Genomic DNA, 17,241 nt, shown 5'->3' on the forward strand with positions numbered 1-17,241 from the left:
GCGCTCCACTCAGGTCGCCTTGCAGATGTTCCCGTTGGCGCGGATCTCACCTTGGAGCTTGGGGATCGAGTTCGCCTTGCGCTTCACCGGGCCGAGGTCCGGGCCGATGATCAGGTCGACGACGGCCGGGGTGCCGCCCTGCCGGGGCTGGGGGGTGGGGGACGCCCCGGTGAGCACGCCGACCAGAGTGGCCGCCTGCTGGTCACCGCCCGCGCCGTACCGAACCTGGGTGGCGGTGACGGCCCGGGGGGCGGTGCCGACGGCGACGACCTGGAAGCCCTGCGCCTTCAGCTGGTCGGCGTACCGCTGCGCATGGCCGGACACGGCAGTTCCGTTGTAGACGCGGACCCGCACCTGGCTCGCCGGCACCTTGGGGGCGGACGTGCTCTTCTTGGGCTCCTCCTTGACCTCCCGGTCGGAGCGGATCGCCGCGAAGAAGTTGTTGGCGGCCGGCTGCGCGAGCGCCACCCGGTTGGGGTCGGGCGCGTAGGCGCCGTACGGCACCGTGACGAACCGCAGCTTGCCGGCCGACATGCCCTGCATGCTGGTGGCGATCTCGCGCATGACGCCGATCGTCAGGCCCTTGTCGGTGGTGAGCGACTTCGTGCCGGCGTTGAGCAGCGAGGTCAGCTTGATGGGGTTGGCGAGCACCCCGCCGCTCATGGCCTTGTTGGCCACCGATCCCAGGAACTGCTGCTGGCGCTTGATCCGGGAGGTGTCGGAGCCGTCGCCGAGGCCGTGCCGGGCGCGGACGTAGGCCAGGGCGTCCTCGCCCTTGACGATCTGCTTGCCCTTCTTGAGGTGCAGCTTGGCCTCGCGGTCGTCGACGTCCTTGGGCAGGCAGATCTGGACGCCGCCGAGTGCGTTCACGATGCCCTTGAATCCGGCGAAGTCGACCTGCGCGAAGTGGTCGATCTTGATGTTGGTCATCGCCTCGATGGTGGCGATGGTGCAGGTGGCCCCCGCGTAGGTGAAGGCCTCATTGATCATCGCCGCGTTCGACCCGGGCGCGCGGCTGCCGTCCTTGCGCTTGCAGGACGGCCTGGGCACCACGAGGTCGCGCGGGAAGCTGATGCCGAGGGCGCCGGTGCCGCCGGGCGACAGGTGCAGCAGGATGGTCGTGTCGGCCCGCGCCGCCTCGTTCTTCAAACCGCGGCCGTACTTCGCGTTGGCGCCCGCGCGGGTGTCTGACCCCAGCAGCAGGATGTTCAGCGCCTTGTTGAGCTTCTTCGGCCGGGGACCCACCGCGGCGTCGACGTCCTCGTGGGTGATGTTGCCGTTCAGCTTCCGGTACCCGGCATAGGCGGTCAGGCTGGTGGCGACCATGATCACCGAGAGCCCTATGGAGACCCAGCCGAGGATGCGCCAGCTACGCCGACGTGCCGGCTGGGGCTCTTCCCCGTAATCGGCGTCGTCGACGTACTCCATGTACATCGGGTTGCTGCTCATGGGCTCCACAGGCTATTCACAGAAGGCGGCGTACGGGCCCGGTTCGGGGATCCCATCCGGGTACTCCGGCCACAGCGGTCACATGCTCCAAAGAGAGTCGTCGATCTAGGGTGACTTTGTCGAGGTTTCGTTGAATTATGACCGAACCGTTAGCACTCAGGGGCGCCAGCAGTGCAGCCAAGACCCCTTCGAGTGTGATAAGTGGCAGGTCGACCAGTATCCGGCTCTGGGCGTCCAGTTGCCAGGTCACGGCCGCCTCACGAGCCCGGCGCACGAGATCGGTGGCGGAGAATGTGGCGTTCATCACAATGAGCGCCGGCTCGTCGGGATCCACCTCCGCGTACGGTACGAAGTCGTCCGCGTACGCACGGATCTCCACGGCGTAGTCGACGACGCCGGGAGGCGCCGCGGAGAGCGGCGCGCCGAGCGAGTGCAGCGACAGCCCGACCACCTCACGCGCGCCGGTGTCGGCCGGCACCTCCGGCAAGAGCTCCTCGGCCACCGCGACGATGTCCGCGCGGACCGTGCCGAGGTCGCCACCCTCGCCACGCGGTGACCCCTCCGTCGTCGCGGCCACGGGCACGGCGACCACGCCGGCCGACCAGCACGCCATCAGCCACACCGCCGTCTGCCAGTGCGGCGGCAGGGCGAGGGCCACCCGGTCGCCGGGCTCGGCGTCCAGCCCGTCGACGAGCAGGTTCGCGGTCTTCGCCACCCAGTTCGCGAAGACCTTGGCCGAGAGTTCGATGCGCTCGCCGGTCGCGTCGTCGTAGAACGTCACCAGCGGGCGGGACGGGTCGGCCGCGAGGGCGGACGCGAGCAGGTCGGCGGGAGTGCGGTCTGACATAGCGCAGAGCGTATGACCAACGCGGCCGCCCGGGGCCGCGCGAGGAGTAAAGGGAACGGTGGGAGCGGCGGAACCGGTGCGGGCGCGAGCACAACGCCGGGACGACTACGGTCGGCGGGGATGGTGACGCTACGCTCCGCTGCGGTGGACATGCGAGGACGCATGGTTCACGCACTGACGCATGGTCGTGCGCGGAGGCCCGTGCGCGGAGGCGAAGGCTACGGACCGGGGTGGGACATGAGTGCGGGCAGCACTCTCGCGCGCGTCACGGTCGCTCCGGCGCTCCTGCTCGTCGCGTGGCTGGTCGCCGCCCTGCCGCTGCTGATGACGGGGACGTTCACCATCGGTCCCGCTCTCGCGCTCTTCGTGCTGGCCACGGCCGTCATCCTCACCCTCGGATTCCGGGGCGTGCGCGCCCGGGTCGTCCCGGTCCGCCAAGAGGCCTCGTGGTGGGCGGTCGCCGGCGTGGTCGCGGTGACGCTGGCGTTCCTCGTCCTGCAGCTGGCGATGTGCTCGGAGCAGATCATCGTCCGGCGCGACCCGGCGTCGTACGTGCAGTTCACCACCTGGCTGACCGGTCACGGTTCGCTGCCGATCCCGCAGATGCGGTGGGCGTTCGGCGGCGGCGACCCGGCCCTCACCTACCAGAGCCCCGCGTTCTACCAGCGCGGTGACGCGCTCATCCCACAGTTCATGGCCGGGCTGCCGTTGATCCTGTCCCTCGGCGGCTGGATCGGCGGGACGCCCGCCATCGTCGGAATGGCGCCCGTACTCGGAGCGTGCGCCGTGCTGTCGTTCGCCGGGCTGGTCGCCCGGCTCGTGGGGCCGCGGTGGGCGCCGCTCGGGGCACTGGCCCTCGCGCTCACGCTCCCGATGCAGTGGGTGTCGCGGGCGACCTACAGCGAGCTCCCCGCGCTGGTGTTGCTGCTCGGCGGGCTGGCGCTGCTGCACGACGTCCGCGAGCTGCGCTCAGGGGCGGCGAGGATCGGGAGCCTGCTGGCCGGGCTCGCGCTCGGGCTCACCGTGCTGGTCCGCATCGACGGGCTCCGCGACGTGCTGCCGGTCGTGGTGTTCGCCGGCCTGCTGACGATCCGCCGGCGGCCGACCGGGCTCTGGCTGTTCGCCGGGCTGGCGCTCGGCGCGGGCGCCGGGGTGATCGAGGGCTTCGTGCTGTCAGGGCCCTACCTCAAGTACCTGCACGCGTCACTGAACCCGCTGCTGCTGATGAGCGTGGCGGTGGTGCTCGGAACGGCGGTCCTGGTGGCGCTGAGCCGGGTGTCCCGTGTGCGTGACCGGCTCCGGCGGGTGGGCGTACGGCTGTCGTCGGGACGGGTGCCCGACGTGGTCGCCGTCCTCACCGTGCTCGTGATGATCGGCTTCGCGGTGCGCCCGTACCTCCAGACCGTCGTGCGGGTGCCGGCGAACGCCGACGACCGGATGAACGCCTCGTTCATCACGCTGGCCCAGCGGGCGAACGGGCTGCCCGCCGAGCTGGGCCGGCAGTACTCGGAGAACTCCCTCTACTGGGTCGGGTGGTACATCGGCGTGCCCGCGCTGCTGCTCGCCACCGTGGGCGCGGCGCTGCTCAGCCGCCGGCTGATGTGGCGCCGCTCGCCCGAGTGGCTGCTGCCGTACGCGGTGATCGCCTGGACCACGGTGACCACCCTGTGGCGGCCGGGCATCACCCCTGACCACCCGTGGGCGGCCCGGCGGCTGATCTCGATCGTGATTCCCGGGCTGCTGCTGCTGGCGCTGTGGGCCCTCGCCTGGGCGCTGCGGCAGGTCCGGCGGCTCGGGTACGGCCGGGGCGTGACCCGGGCGACGGCCGTCGCGGGGGTGCTGCTCGTGCTCGTGCCGATCGGCCTCACCTCGGCCGGGCTGATGTTCACCCGGACCGAGCAGGGCGAGGTGGCAGCGGTGCGCTCCCTCTGCGCCAGGCTCGGCCAGGGCACGTCGGTCGTCATCGTCGAACGGGTCACCGCCGACCGCTTCACCCAGGTGATCCGGGGGATGTGCGGGGTGCCGACCGCGCGCACCGTCAGGGGCGCGAGCGAGCAGGACGTACGGCGGGTCATCGGCAGGATCTACGCGGTGGGGCGCCGCCCGGTCGTCCTCGGCGCGCTCCCGTCCAGCGTTGCTCCGTACGGCGAGGCGCGGCAGGTCGTGCACGTCAAGACCCGCCAGGACGAGCACTCTCTGGTCACCCCGCCCGACGGCACTTGGGGCCTCACCATCGACGTGTGGATGAGCGAGCCGCTCAGGTCCTGACCTCCCGCACGGCGGGCGGGAATCCGGCCGCGGATCACGATTCGGCGGAGGGGCTTGCGAGCTTTGACATGAGCCACGGAAGCTCCACTATTCTGGCGAAACTCGGACAATCATGTGCCGTGGGACAAGGGTTGCGGGGCAGGACATGACGGGATTGTCGCCGAGGCGATTGACGATTGCGCTGGGCGTCATGGTGGTCGGGGGGATCCTCTGCCTCGCGGTGCTCACGGTCGCGGACGTCGTGAGCGTCGCCGTCGCCGGCGGTCTGGCGCTCGGCGGCTCGGCTCTCGCCGTGCTCATGGTCATTCTGATCGGCGTGCGCCGTGTCGACGCGAAGGTGCAGAGGTCCCTGCGCGAGAACCGCCGGCATCGCGAACAGCCCGTGGTCACCGCGCAGGCGGGGCCGAACGGGCTGGACGAGGTTCGCGAGAAGGTCGAGGAGGTGCTCGGCGCACTCGGCGAGGACCGGATCGAGGTCCTCTCCCGATGGTCGGAGGCCCGCTCGCAGATCGATGAGCGCCTCGCCTCACTCGCCGCGGACATGGAGCGGCGGGCCGACGCGCTGGACGCGCGCATGAGCGAGTTCGGCGGCCGCGTCGAGGCTCTCACGGCGCTCGACGGTCGCCTGCGCGAACTCGAGAGGGACGTGTCTCGGACGCTGAAGTCGGTCACCTCGGCCGCCGATGCCACCTACGCGCGGCTGGAGGCGTACGCCGACCTGCGCGGATGGCTCCAGCCACGCGCGCCGATGCCCGCTCTTCGGGGCTGGGCCATCAGCCCGGACGTGCTGCATCTCGCCGCCGAGATCATCTGGCGCAAGCGCCCGAAGGTGATCGTCGAGTGCGGAAGCGGCTCTTCGAGCGTCTGGCTCGGATATGTGGTGGAGCGGCTGGGGGGCGGCCGGGTGATCGCCCTCGAACACGACGAGCGTTACCTGCAGGTCTCTCGTGACCTGGTGCGCGCCCACGGCATGGAGGACGTCGTCGAGATCCGGCATGCTCCGCTGGAGGCCTGGCGGGACGGCGACGAGGAGTACTCCTGGTACGCCATGAGCGCGATCGAGGACCTCCACGACATCGGGGTGCTCCTGGTGGACGGCCCGCCGGGACCGACCGGCCCGCAGGCGCGGTACCCCGCCCTGCCGGTGCTGCTCTCCCGCTGCTCCGAGGATGTCACCGTCGTGCTCGACGACGCGGACCGTCAGGACGAGCGGGCGCTGAGCGACCGGTGGCTGGCCGCGTATCCGGAACTCGAGCGTACGGCTCCCAAGGGCGGCGGCTCCGCGCACGTCTTCACCCGGCGAACCCGGTGATCACAAGTCTCATCCGGAGCGTTCTGCCCGACGCTCCGATGCTGATCGTGACCGTGGGGTTCCTTCCAGAGGACCAGGCCGGTGACCTCGGCCTGCCGGAGGCCGTCGAGGTCGTCGACCTCGACGAGATCGACCCTGCGGCCGCCCTCGACGCCCCTGGCTCGGGGATCGTCGGGATCGTCGCCCGCACCTCGACCGACCTGCGGCGCGCGGCGTCCTTCGCGCCGCTTCTGCCGAAGGCCAGGCATATCGTGGTCGGTGTCGCGCAGTCGGCGCCGCACCGACCCCTCGCGTTCCCCGCGGTGACCGCGGACTGGCGGGCGATGCGCGAGTTCCAGGCCCGCCGAGGGCCGAAGGGCGACTGGGCCGTGGAGGCGCGGTTCACCCGTCCGATGCCCGTCGGCGAGTTCGTCGCCACGATGGTCCGTGGCTTCGACGGCCATCGCCCGCAGGAATCGCCGTCCACACGTGTCGCCCTCGCCGGCGCGGGGGCCTCGCACTGGCGTCCGGGCGACCCCGGCGTGACGCCGATGAGCGAGCAGGGTCCGCTCAGCGACCCCGGCGAGTTCCGGCCCGCGGATCTGGTCTTCCGGTCGACCGGCCAGGAGCCGCTCCAGTGGAGCGATCCGCGGGTACCGGTGGTGGACCGCCCACGGATCGGCCGCCTGTCCTGGAGCGCGCTAGGCACGCCCGGCGGCACCGCCGAAGCAGAGTCGATCATGCCATTGCTGTCCCAGGTGGACGCGGTGCCCCCGGTCGACGAGCGGTCGGTGAACCCCATCGGCTTCGTCTCCACCCCCGAGCTCGGAACCGGCTCGCTGACACAGACCGGCGGCCACTGGTCGGTGCGGACCGGCGAGGCGCACGTGGTGCGGTTCCACCCGTCCGGAGCGGTGACCGACGCCGACGTCGCCGCGCTGCGGCAGTTGCGTGCCGTGAACATCGAGTGGGGCCGGCACAGCGGCCCGGTCGCGGCCGTGCGCGTGATAGCCGGGCTCGCGGCGGCGGGCGTACCTCTCCGCACGTCGCACATCCCGACGTGGGCGCGGGCGCTCGGAACCGAACTCACCGAGCTCATCGTGGGGATGTGCGACGCCGATCTGGACGACGACCTGCGCCGGGAGGAATACAGCATCCGGTTGCGCCGCGCGGCGCTGAGGACCCATTCGGCCGAGGCCCGATGGCGCAACCTGGCGGTCACGGCCGGCCTCGAGGTGCCCGACCGGTCACAGGTGTCGGTGGTCCTCTGCACCCGCCGCCCCGACTTTCTCGGCTTCGCCCTCGCGCAGGTCGCCAGGCAACGGCACGTCGACCTCGAACTGGTCCTCACCCTCCATGGAACGTCGGCGGACCGGCCCGAGGTCAAGGCGGCGACAGCGGGCTTCGACCGGCCGCTGACCGTTGTCGAGGTGCCGTCCGAGGTGTCCTTCGGCACGGCGCTCAACCATGGGGTGGCTCGTGCGTCCGGGCGCTACGTGGCCAAATGGGACGACGACGACTGGTACGGCCCCGACCACCTGGCCGACATGCTCCTCGCGTTCTCCTACACCGGGGCCGATCTCGTGGGCGGTCTCAGCCAGCTCGTCTATCTCGAGGAGATCGACCTCACGGTCCTGCGGCCCGGCGGGGCCTCGGAGCGGAGCAGCCGATATCTCTCCGGCGGCACGCTGGTCATGGACCGCCGGATCTTCGACGCCGTGGGCGGCTTCCGCCCGCTCCCGCGGAACGTCGACACGGGACTGCTACGCGCGATCGAGAGTGTGGGCGGCCAGATCTACCGGACCCACGGCCTCGGATACATGCTGCACCGCAGAGCCGCAGGTCATACCTGGACGCAGCCGGTCACGCACTTCCTGCGTCGGTCCACGCGGCAGTGGAGAGGGTTCCGGCCGAGCGCTCTGATCGCGGCCGAGGAGATCCGGGGAAGCGCCGCTTCCCCTTCGAAGGGGGCCGTGACGGATGAGTGAACCCTCGATCCGGCGACGTCAGGTTCGGATCAGGCACAACGACTACACGGGTCTGGACGTGCCCGAGATCGGCGCGTGGCGACCCGACCGCACGGCGTCGGTGGTGATTCCCGCCTACGGCGACCAGGCGAAGCTCGACCTCGTCATGGCGGCACTCGCGGCACAGACCTACCCGGCGCATCTGCTGCAGGTCGTGGTGGTCGACGACGGGAGTTCGCCGCCCCTGAGGCTGCCCGAGCTGGCCCCCGAACACTCGCAGATCGTGCGGAGCTCCCCGGACGGCTGGGGATCCGCGCACGCGGTGCACCAGGGGATCATCGCGGCCGACGGCGACGTCGTCCTGCGGCTCGACGCCGACGTGCTGGCCTACGGTGAGCATGTCGAGGCGCACATGCGCTGGCACCACATCGTGGACTACCTCGTGGTGCTCGGCCGCCTGCGCTACGTGGACTTCGCGCCCGGCGAACTCGACCACCGGCAGGTGCACGACGCCGTGTCGGCGGGCACGGCCGAGGCGCTCTTCGACGCGGATCGCAGCAGGGCGACCTGGGCCGCCCAGGTGATAGAGGAGACTGGGGGCCTGCTCAAGGCCGGAAACCGTGCCTACCGTGCCGCCAGCGGCGGGACCATCTCCTTCACCCCACGGCTCTACCGCGAGTGCGGCGAGATGAACACCCGGCTCGTCCTCGGGGGCGACCTCGAGCTCAGCTACCGGCTCGCGCAGGCGGGCGCCGTCTTCGTGCCCGACGGGCAGGCGCGGTGCTGGCACCTGGGGGTCACCCAGATGAAGAGCCGTAACCGCGAGGGTACGAGGTACCGGGAGCCGTTCCTGACCCACTACGTGCCGTTGCGCCGGGACTGGCGGAGCGAGGCGGGCCGGCAGTGGCGGGTGCCCTACATCGACGTCGTCATCGACACGCGCGGTGCGTCGTACGAGGACGTGCGAGCGAGTGCGGCCGGGGTGCTCGCCGGCACGCTGTCGGATGTCGGCGTCACCCTGGTCGGCCCCTGGTCGGAGCTCACAGACGATCGCCGGACCCCGTTGGACGATCCGCTGCTCGACCTGCGCCTCATCCATGAGGCCTTCGTCCACGACGGCCGGGTGAGCCTGGCCGAGGAGGTTCCGCCGACCTCCGCCCCCGCCCCGTTCCGGTTCGTGTGCCCCGCCGGCCTGACGCCCACCGCCGACGCGCTGCGCCGCCTGGCCGAATTCGCCGATGAGGAGGGCCTCGGTCTGCTGCTGCTGGCGTTCCCTCTCGGCGGGGAACTGTTCATCGCGCGGCTGGAGCGTACGGAGGCGGTCGCGCGGGCGCTGGCCCTGCGCGAACCGGGGGAGGACGTCGTCGAGGTCGTTCACGAGCTGTTCGGCACGCACTGGCTCGACGGCAGCGAGTGGGCGCTGGTCTCCACCGCGAAGGCGGCGAAAGCCGCCAAGGCCGCGAAACCGGCGCCGAAGGCGGCCGCGCAGAAGCCGAAGGACGAGGCCGCCCGGTGGAAGAAGGAGGCCGCCCGGCTGGAGAAGGAGGCCGCCCGGCTGGAGAAGGAGGCCGAGCGGTGGAAGAAGGAGGCGGCCCGGCTGAAGCGCAAGGTTCAGGCGCCGCTCAGCGAGAAGCTGCTCGAAGCCGCGGGCCGCAGGGTCACCCGGCACCGCTCCACGGACGATCCGGCCGGCCGGGCATGACCGGGACGTCGACGAGCCCGGCCCCGCAGGAGTCCGCTGTGGAGATCTCCTACCGGAAGCGGCCCTATGTCTGCGGGGCGATCGGGCGCGTCGACCCGGAAACGCTGCGGCGGCTGAGGGACGCCTCGCCCGGAGGACTGCGCGAGGTCCGGTCCTCTCCGGTCGCCACCCTGTGGGCGACCGGCACCCCGGACAGGTGGAAGGCGGCGTCCCGCAGCGGCTACTTCTGGGGATCGCTTTCCGAGGGGGCCGCGCCGGCGTCGTGGGCCGAAGCCGCCGAGCGGCGCCTCGCGGCCGGCCTCGAGTTCACGGGGGACGAGGCGGTACTGCACACGTGCGCGCTGGGGATGCAGGATCTCTACCTGCGCCGTCACGGCGACGCCGTCTACTTCTCCGTGCGGATCGACCCCCTTCTCGACATCGCCGACGGGCCACTGCACGTCGACTGGTCGGCCTGGGCGGGCATCCTCGCCGTCACCGGCCCGGTGGGAGATGCGACGCCGTTCCAGGAGGTGCGCCGCATGGTCGCCGCCACGGCCTGGCGGGCCCGCCCCGGCGTGCTCGAACGGCGGGATTTCGAGCCGTCATGGCTCGGAGCGGAGCCCACGGGCGACACGACCGCCGCCGACATCGTCGAGATCGTCGCGAGTCACAGTGGCGCGCGGCGTGCGGCGATCACCCTCAGCGGCGGATGGGACTCCCGCCTGCTCGCGATCCTCGCCACCCGCCGGAGAAGGCGGCGGATGGTCGCCTGGACCACCAGCAACGACGACGGCCGCGATCGCGACATCGAGTACGCGGGCGCCGTGGCGGGCGCGCTGGGGCTCAGCCACCAGGTGTTCATGCCGGGACCGGACGCATGGACGGAGGAGCACTCCGACGTGCGCCGCCGGGTCAACTTCCAGACGACCCACCATGTCTGGATCATGCCGCTGGCCAGGCGACTGCACACCCGTGACGAGCAGTTCCTGGACGGGCTGGCGGGCGACGTGCTGTTGAAGAGCCTGTTCGTCGACCGGCAGACGGCCGAGGCCGGCGATCCACGACATCAGCGCCGGCTGCTCTGGGACAAGCTGGCCGAGAGCAGGCTCCGCCGGTATGAGCTCTTCGCACCCGGCGTCGGCGCGGCGTTCGAGGAGATGAGCCGCTCGGCCTTCGACGGAGCGGTCGCGAGGTTCGAAGGGCACCCGGCGGCTCCGACGCTGGGCGTGCTGCACACCCGTACGGCGCGCGCGATCGCGTCATCGGCGCAGTGGCTGCTCGGGCCCGAGATCGACGTTCGCCTTCCGTTCGTCCACCCCGACGTGATCAACGCCGCCCTGCGCGTGCCGCTCGGCACGAAGGTCGGCGGTGGCTTCTACCGCGAGATACTCCAGACGGCGGATCCCCGGGTGGCCGCGCTGCCGTCGACGAACGACACCCCGCCCAAGGGCAAGCGCGGGGCGAGGCGGCAGACCGAGCCCGCGGCGCTGGCGGCCATGGCCGACGCGATCCTCTCCGGCGAGGGGGCCCGGCAGGTGCTCAGCGCCGAACTGCGGCTGGCGCTCAGGGATCCGAACGCGCTCACGCTGCTCGGCCGGAGCCTGACCGGGTTGCGGGTGCTGAACTGGGCCAGCCTGCTCGGTGAATGGCAGGCCACCTACGCGTCCAGGCTCGCGAGTCTGCGCTTCGAAGTGCCCGCTTAATGGGTTCTGTGCCGACATCTAACGCCGTGCCGGATTCGTAATGGTGGTAGCGAATCCAGTGATACCGTCTCGGCAAGCGGGCGAGCATCCAGAGTGGGCGCGGACTGATCAGGAGGTCGCTGGGCATGCGCGATCTTGGGGGTCCGGTCGCGCTCGGCGCGGTGGCCGTGGCCGCGGTGCTCAGCCTGGCGATGGGGTCGTCCGACACCGAGCGGAGCCCGGCGAACCGGGCGGGAGAGCAGGCCGGCCGGCTGGCCGACAACGGCGCGACCGGGGCGTTCCGCGTCTTCATGGACCCGTCGGGAACCGACGGCAACGACGGCCGTACGCCCTCTTCTCCGGTCCAGAGCCTGGCCCAGGTGCAGCGCGTGATCGCGGCGGCGCGCCCGACCAGTGACGTCGAGGTCCGGATCGCCAAGGGGACCTACGTCGCGCCGCCCCTGGTGTGGGACACGTACGTGGCCGGCCGGTCGATCACTTTCCTGCCGGCCGACTACGACTACGGCGAGGGCGTCGGCGGAATCCGCGGGCGTCCCATCTTCCGCGGCACCGGGTCGGCCGGATTCTGGTTCCGGGCCGTACTGCCGCCGCAGAACGCGGGCGGGGACGCGCGGCTGCGCTTCTACTACCTGCAGGTGGAGCGATATTCGAGCGGCGGGATCATGCTGGACGGGGGCACGAAGCGCAATGGCGCCGGCGTGACCCTTCCTCGCACTCTCGGCGTGAACGGCAATACCGTTTACGGGATGAATTTCCGGTCGATCGGGTCGAAGCACGTGTCGTCCGGGCTCGGGTTCGGGGCGCTCGACCTGGTGAACTCCAGGAACAACGTCATTCAGCGCAACGAGTTCACCCGGATCGAGAACCGTTCGGGCTCGGGCGAACTCGAACTGGTGCACGGCATCTACATGGCGCACCACAGCACCGGCAACGTCATCCGGGAGAATCGCTTCGATCGGGTGAGCGGCGATCCCATCCGCACCCGTAACGGCAGCGGCCGAAACGACATCGCCCGCAACACCTTCGTGCGTTCGGGCTTCAAGGCGTTCTTCTCCGACTGGTTCGTGAGCGCGTTGAAGTCACGCGAGACCAGAGAGTGCCCGTCCACCCAGAACAAGTTCCACGAGAACCGGCTGATCTCCGGCTATGTGGGCGGCGTGACGCCTTGGTCGGCGTCGCCGGACGGCCCCGAACACTCGGCCGCGGCCGACTGCGGTAACGGCGCCGAGAACCGGGTGCTGTCCTGGGACAACGAGACGCGCTGACCGCGCCGCCCCCTTCCCGCCGCCACGGTCCCGTCGAAGCCGGGCATGGACGCCTGCGGTAGTGTTGGCGTCTCGAGCAGCGGACCTACCCAGGAGGTGAGACCCATTACCGCCAGATCAGGCCGGGTGCTCTCACCTCACGGCTGTGCGGTCGACCTGCCCTAGGTGACCGGGAGAGCGCCCATCGGTATCCCGAAGGGCTTCCATGTCGGCTTCCCCATCACCTCTCCATCGATCCGTCTCACCGTCACCTCTCGCCATGTCCGTCATCGTCACGAGGCTGCGGGCCGCCGGCTGTGTCTTCGCCGAGGACGAGGCGGACCTGCTCGTCTCCACGGCCCGGACGCCGGCCGACCTCGCCGCAATGGTGGACCGGCGCGCCGCCGGCCTGCCCCTCGAACACGTCCTCGGCTGGGCCGAGTTCTGCGGCCTGCGGATCGCCGTGGACGCCGGGGTCTTCGTGCCCCGCCGCCGCACCGAGTTCCTCGTGCGCGAGGCCGCCGCCCTCGCCGGGCCACGGGCCGTCGTCGTCGACCTGTGCTGCGGCTCCGGCGCGTTGGGCGCCGCTCTGGTCGCGTCCCGCCGCGATCAGGTCGAGTTGCACGCCGCCGACATCGACCCCGCCGCGGTGCGGTGCGCCCGCCGCAACGTCGCCGCCGCGGGCGGTCAGGTGTACGAAGGCGACCTCTACGAGCCGCTGCCGGCCGCGCTGCGTGGCCGCGTCGACGTCCTGCTCGCCAACGTGCCCTACGTGCCGACCGAGGAGATCGGGTTGCTGCCTCCGGAGGCGCGCATACACGAGGCGCGGGTCGCGCTCGACGGCGGCGCGGACGGGCTCGACGTCCTGCGGCGGGTGACCGCCGCGGCACCGCTGTGGCTGGCGCCGGGCGGCCACCTGCTGGTCGAGACCAGCGAGCGTCAGGTGTCACGGACCGTCGAGACCTTCGCCGGCGACGGGCTGATCCCGCGGGTGGCCGTCTCGGACGAGCTGAACGCCACCGTCGTCATCGGAACCAGGCCCGCTCCCGGGGACACGGGGCTGGCCGGTCTGTCCCGTGAGGTTGGGTAGGCGGCCGGTCACCCGCAGCCGGTCATTGGGCCGGGGGGCGCCACAGCGTGGTCTTCTCCGGCCCGTTCTCCGTGGTGATCCCCACTCCGAGGTACCCGGCGCCCTGCGGGGTGATGCCGTGCACCCGCTGGAGCCCCGCGCCGGCGAGTCCGACGCCCTTCGGGCTCGACATGCGCCAGGACCGCCCGTCCGGTGAGCTCCACATGATGACGTCCCCGGTCAGCGCTCCGCCGACCGTCCCGAGGATCACGAAGGCCTTGGGGCTGACGGTCCGCGCCGTCACATAGCTCGGTGTGCCCTGCACCGGCATGGGCAGCTGCGCCGCCCGCCACGTCGTCCCCAGATCATCCGAGACCATGACGAAGGCGCGCGTGCCGCTGAACAACGCCTCTCCCGCCGCCACGACGGTGTTCCCGCTGATCGTGACCTGGCTGAGCCGGCCGGCCGACGCGCGGTTCGGCAGGGCCGCCTGCTTCTCGGTCCAGCGCAGGCCGTCGGGCGAGGTCCAGATGCCCGGCCTGGCCCGCTGGGCCGGGGGCCGGTCCGCATCGGTGGTCTCTCCGACGGCGGCGTAGCCGGCCGAACCGGCGGCGACGTCGAGGATCGTGCGCGGCGCCCCGCTCTTGCTCGCCGGGATCTGGCCGCGCCGCCAGGTGCGAAGGTCCGCCGAGTGCCAGGCGACCGCGAACGAGGTCGGGCTGTCCCCGCCGTCGGTCCCGACGATGACATAGCCCTTGGCGCCGTTCGCCACGGCGGACAGGGTCGGCGGCCGGTTCGCCGTGCCGGCGAAGGTCCGTTCGTCGACCGCCTGCCAGGACCGGCCGTCGGGAGACGTGGCGGCGAACGGCCTCCCCACCTTGGAGCCGATCGCGAGCCAGCCCTGCGGGCCGTGCGCGACCTTGGTGAAGCCCTGCTCCTCCGATCCGCCGAGCGAGGAGGTGTCGGCACGGCTCCAGGTGACGCCGTCACCGGAGGTCCATGCGGCCGCCCTGCCGTTCGCGCTGCCGACGGCGACGGTGCGGCCGGAGGCCGTGGCGACGTCGCGTACGGACCGCTCCCGGTTCACGGCGCCGGGCACCTTGGCCACGTCGATCTGGGCGGGGCTTCCCGGGCCACCGGCCATGGCGAGGTAGAAGTCCTGATCGGGTCCGCGCCGCGTGCCCCCGATCACGACGCCGCCGCTCGTGACGGCGAGCCCGGCCGCGGTACGGACGGGATCGTCGGTGAGCGTCGCCGAAGGTCGCCAGTTAGCGCCGTCGGTGCTCTGGTAGAGGGTCCGCTGGTCGCCCGGCCCCGCCGACAGCACCGCGAATCCCTGGTCTCCGCCGACGATCCGCTGGGGGTTGATCGGCGCGCCGTCCGCGCTCCTGATGGTGCCGCCGGCCTGCCAGTTCTCCCCGTCCGCCGAACGGAACACCACGCCGAACCGGTCCTGCCCGTCCTTGCCCTCCCGTAGCGCGAGGAAGCCGCCGGAGGTGGCGGCCAGATGCACGGAACCGAAGGCGCCGTTCCCGCTCGGCGAGTCCATCGCGGTCCAGGTGCGCGCGTCGTCGGTCGACCGCCAGACGGCGGCCACGGTGCTCTTGGCCTTGACGACGTCACCAGTCACCAGCAGTGCGCCGCCGGCGGCCGCGACGTAGCGGAGCCCGGCGGGCTTTCCCGCCTTCGCCGGCAGCTTCAGCCTGCCGCCGTCCAGACGCTCCCACGCCCTGCCGTCGGCGGAGCGCCACACGATCGGGGCCGCGTTCCGGTCCGACGCGCGGTGTCCGACGGCGACGAACGCCTGGGGCGTACGGGTGATCCCCTCGATCTCGTCGTCGGCGCGGAAGGCGTTGACGCGGCCGCTCAGCTGGGTCCACGAGCGGCCGTCCTTGCTCGTCCAGACGGCCCGGTCGTTACCGCTCGCGCCGAGGGCGAGCCAGGCGCCGGGCGCACCGGTGATCACGTCGGGTCGGCCGGTTGCGGCGCTGCCGTCTTCGGACTTGACCGGGGCGACCTTCCAGGTGCGTCCCTGGTCGGTGGAGAACAGAAACGCGGGACGGGGGGCGGCGCCGCCGACCTCGGATCCCGCCGCCACGACGGTGTTGCCCGCGGCGGCGATGTTCGCGATCGCCTGATCGCGCCCATCGGGACCGGTCGTGTCGACGGCGAAGAGGTCGTCGGCCACCTGGGAGACCGGGGTCTTGTCCGGATCGGAGCCGCCCTTGCCGAGCACGCTGTAGATCCCGTAGCCGCCACCGCCGGCCACGACCAGCGCGCCGACCACGATGAGGACCGGCACCGTGGGAAACCGGCGCCGGCGTCGCGTGCCGCCCTGGATGACCCACGGTTCGTTCCCCTGCGCGCCGGGGCCCAGAGGCATGGCCGGCGGCCCGCCGAAGTGCTCCGAGGCGACGGGCTGGTGGAACCGCTCCGGTCCGGCGGGAGGCGCGTTGAAGGCCCCCGGAGAGGGGCCCGGGCCCATGGGCGGCGGGGGCGGCGGAGGCGGGGCGGGGGCGCCGAAGGCCCCCGGCGGCGGCGCCGGATTGGTGTAGGAGGGCGGCGGAACCGATGGGGCGAAGGCCTCCGGCGGCGGGGCCGCCGAGATGGCGTTTGGCGGGGGGACCGCGGGCGGGCCCGGCGGCTGCGCCCCGGGGGAGGCGAAGGCGTCCGGTGGCAGGACGGGCTGAGGCCCCCACGAGGAGCCGAAGTCGTTCGGCGGGCCGTACTGCCAGGGCGGGGCCTCGGGCAGGCCGGGCATGGGGCCGGGTTCGGCCGCCGCCTCGGCGTTCTCCTGCGCGGGCTGCTCCACCGGCGGCGCCTGCGGGTCCTGCCGGGTGATGTCCGTGGCCGCCGGGTTGCCCCACGCCGGTGGCGGCGCCGGCGCCTGCTCCCACTGATCTTCCTCGGGACGAGGCTGATGCGGGTCGTTGTTCTCTGGTCTGCCAGCCCCGTTCACGGTGCCCCTCCGGACATGCGTCTATCCAATTTGCCTTAATTGTCGCTCAAGAACACTAGTGAGAAGAACTCTAGTGTCCGCGCAACCTCACGTTGGCTTGCGTGCGGCGTTTCCGTCAACCAGCGATTCCTGAGCGCGGGTCTCGCCCGCCCATTCCATGAGCCGGGTCACGAAAACGCTTCCATGGTGGGGCCAGTGAAAACGACGGAGGGCCGCTTCGTGCCCGCGGCCGGCCAGCCTCGCGCGCAGGACCGGGTCGTCGCGCAGCCGTAGCACCGCGGCCACGGCGGCGGCGGGATCCTCGTACGGCACCACGAGCCCGCACCCGGCCTCGGCCACGATGGCGGCGGCAGGTGGGACCGGCGTCGTCACGACCGGAACGCCGTGCGCCATGTACTCCACGACCTTGGTCGGCAGCGAATGCCGGTAGTTCGGGAGGTCGTGCAGGAGAGAGAGCCCGGCCAGTGCCCCCTCGAGCATGGCCAGGGCCTCCCGGTTGCTCTGGTAGCCGTGCCACCGCACCAGGCCGTCGCGGTGCGCGTCGCGGAGCAGCGCCGTGGCCTGGGGGTCGGCGCCGCCGATGAGCTCGGTCGTGATGCCCTCGGGCCTGAGCAGCCGTGCCGTTTCGATGAGGTCCCTGACGCCGCGAGCCTCAGAGAGGTGGCCGAGATAGACGACCCGGTCGGCGCCGGGCGGCGCCGGCGCGGTCGCGGGCACGTACGTGGTGTTCGGCACCACCGGGTGGTCGCGGCGGAATCTG

11 protein-coding genes are annotated in these 17,241 nt (G+C 71.9%); 7 read left to right on the forward strand and 4 right to left on the reverse strand.

Annotated features, from left to right (window positions below):
* Nucleotides 1–9: 9 nt before the first annotated feature.
* A complete protein-coding gene (locus tag HKK72_RS12785) occupies nucleotides 10–1,449 on the reverse strand; it encodes an LCP family protein (protein ID WP_187234539.1) in 1,440 nt (479 codons plus the stop codon).
* A gap of 16 nt (nucleotides 1,450–1,465) precedes the next feature.
* The gene (locus HKK72_RS12790) at nucleotides 1,466–2,296 is read right to left on the reverse strand and encodes a TIGR03089 family protein (RefSeq protein ID WP_187234540.1); all 831 of its coding nucleotides are present in this window, start codon (nucleotides 2,294–2,296) and stop codon (nucleotides 1,466–1,468) included.
* A gap of 237 nt (nucleotides 2,297–2,533) precedes the next feature.
* Here HKK72_RS12790 and HKK72_RS12795 point away from each other — a divergent pair, with 237 nt between their 5' ends.
* The 7 genes from HKK72_RS12795 (at nucleotide 2,534) to HKK72_RS12825 (ending at nucleotide 13,543) form a co-directional block, all read left to right on the forward strand.
* The gene (locus tag HKK72_RS12795; RefSeq protein ID WP_187234541.1) at nucleotides 2,534–4,564 is read left to right on the forward strand and encodes a hypothetical protein; all 2,031 of its coding nucleotides are present in this window, start codon (nucleotides 2,534–2,536) and stop codon (nucleotides 4,562–4,564) included.
* 169 nt (nucleotides 4,565–4,733) lie between these two features.
* Entirely contained in the window at nucleotides 4,734–5,876 is a 1,143-nt protein-coding gene (locus HKK72_RS12800; RefSeq protein ID WP_187234542.1) for a class I SAM-dependent methyltransferase, read from the forward strand.
* Nucleotides 5,873–7,843 carry a glycosyltransferase family 2 protein gene (locus HKK72_RS42125; RefSeq protein ID WP_187234543.1) on the forward strand — a complete coding sequence of 657 codons (1,971 nt, stop codon included), beginning with the start codon at nucleotides 5,873–5,875 and terminating at the stop codon, nucleotides 7,841–7,843. Before HKK72_RS12800 ends, HKK72_RS42125 begins: the two co-directional genes overlap by 4 nt.
* On the forward strand, nucleotides 7,836–9,524 hold the full coding sequence (locus HKK72_RS12810; protein ID WP_187234544.1) for a glycosyltransferase: 1,689 nt from the start codon (nucleotides 7,836–7,838) through the stop codon (nucleotides 9,522–9,524). Before HKK72_RS42125 ends, HKK72_RS12810 begins: the two co-directional genes overlap by 8 nt.
* Nucleotides 9,521–11,209 carry an asparagine synthase-related protein gene (locus tag HKK72_RS12815; protein WP_187234545.1) on the forward strand — a complete coding sequence of 563 codons (1,689 nt, stop codon included), beginning with the start codon at nucleotides 9,521–9,523 and terminating at the stop codon, nucleotides 11,207–11,209. Before HKK72_RS12810 ends, HKK72_RS12815 begins: the two co-directional genes overlap by 4 nt.
* Nucleotides 11,210–11,334: 125 nt before the next feature.
* The gene (locus tag HKK72_RS12820; protein WP_187234546.1) at nucleotides 11,335–12,474 is read left to right on the forward strand and encodes a right-handed parallel beta-helix repeat-containing protein; all 1,140 of its coding nucleotides are present in this window, start codon (nucleotides 11,335–11,337) and stop codon (nucleotides 12,472–12,474) included.
* A 259-nt stretch (nucleotides 12,475–12,733) separates the two neighbouring features.
* On the forward strand, nucleotides 12,734–13,543 hold the full coding sequence (locus HKK72_RS12825; protein WP_261986760.1) for a putative protein N(5)-glutamine methyltransferase: 810 nt from the start codon (nucleotides 12,734–12,736) through the stop codon (nucleotides 13,541–13,543).
* 22 nt (nucleotides 13,544–13,565) lie between these two features.
* On the opposite strand, the gene HKK72_RS12830 is transcribed toward HKK72_RS12825, so the two are convergent.
* Nucleotides 13,566–16,481 carry a hypothetical protein gene (locus tag HKK72_RS12830; RefSeq protein ID WP_187234548.1) on the reverse strand — a complete coding sequence of 972 codons (2,916 nt, stop codon included), beginning with the start codon at nucleotides 16,479–16,481 and terminating at the stop codon, nucleotides 13,566–13,568.
* 87 nt (nucleotides 16,482–16,568) lie between these two features.
* The coding region (locus HKK72_RS12835) for a glycosyltransferase (RefSeq protein WP_187234549.1) at nucleotides 16,569–17,241 on the reverse strand (673 nt) is incomplete at its 5' end.

The sequence above is a fragment of the Actinomadura sp. HBU206391 genome (assembly GCF_014323665.1).
Taxonomy (GTDB): Bacteria; Actinomycetota; Actinomycetes; order Streptosporangiales; family Streptosporangiaceae; genus Actinomadura_C.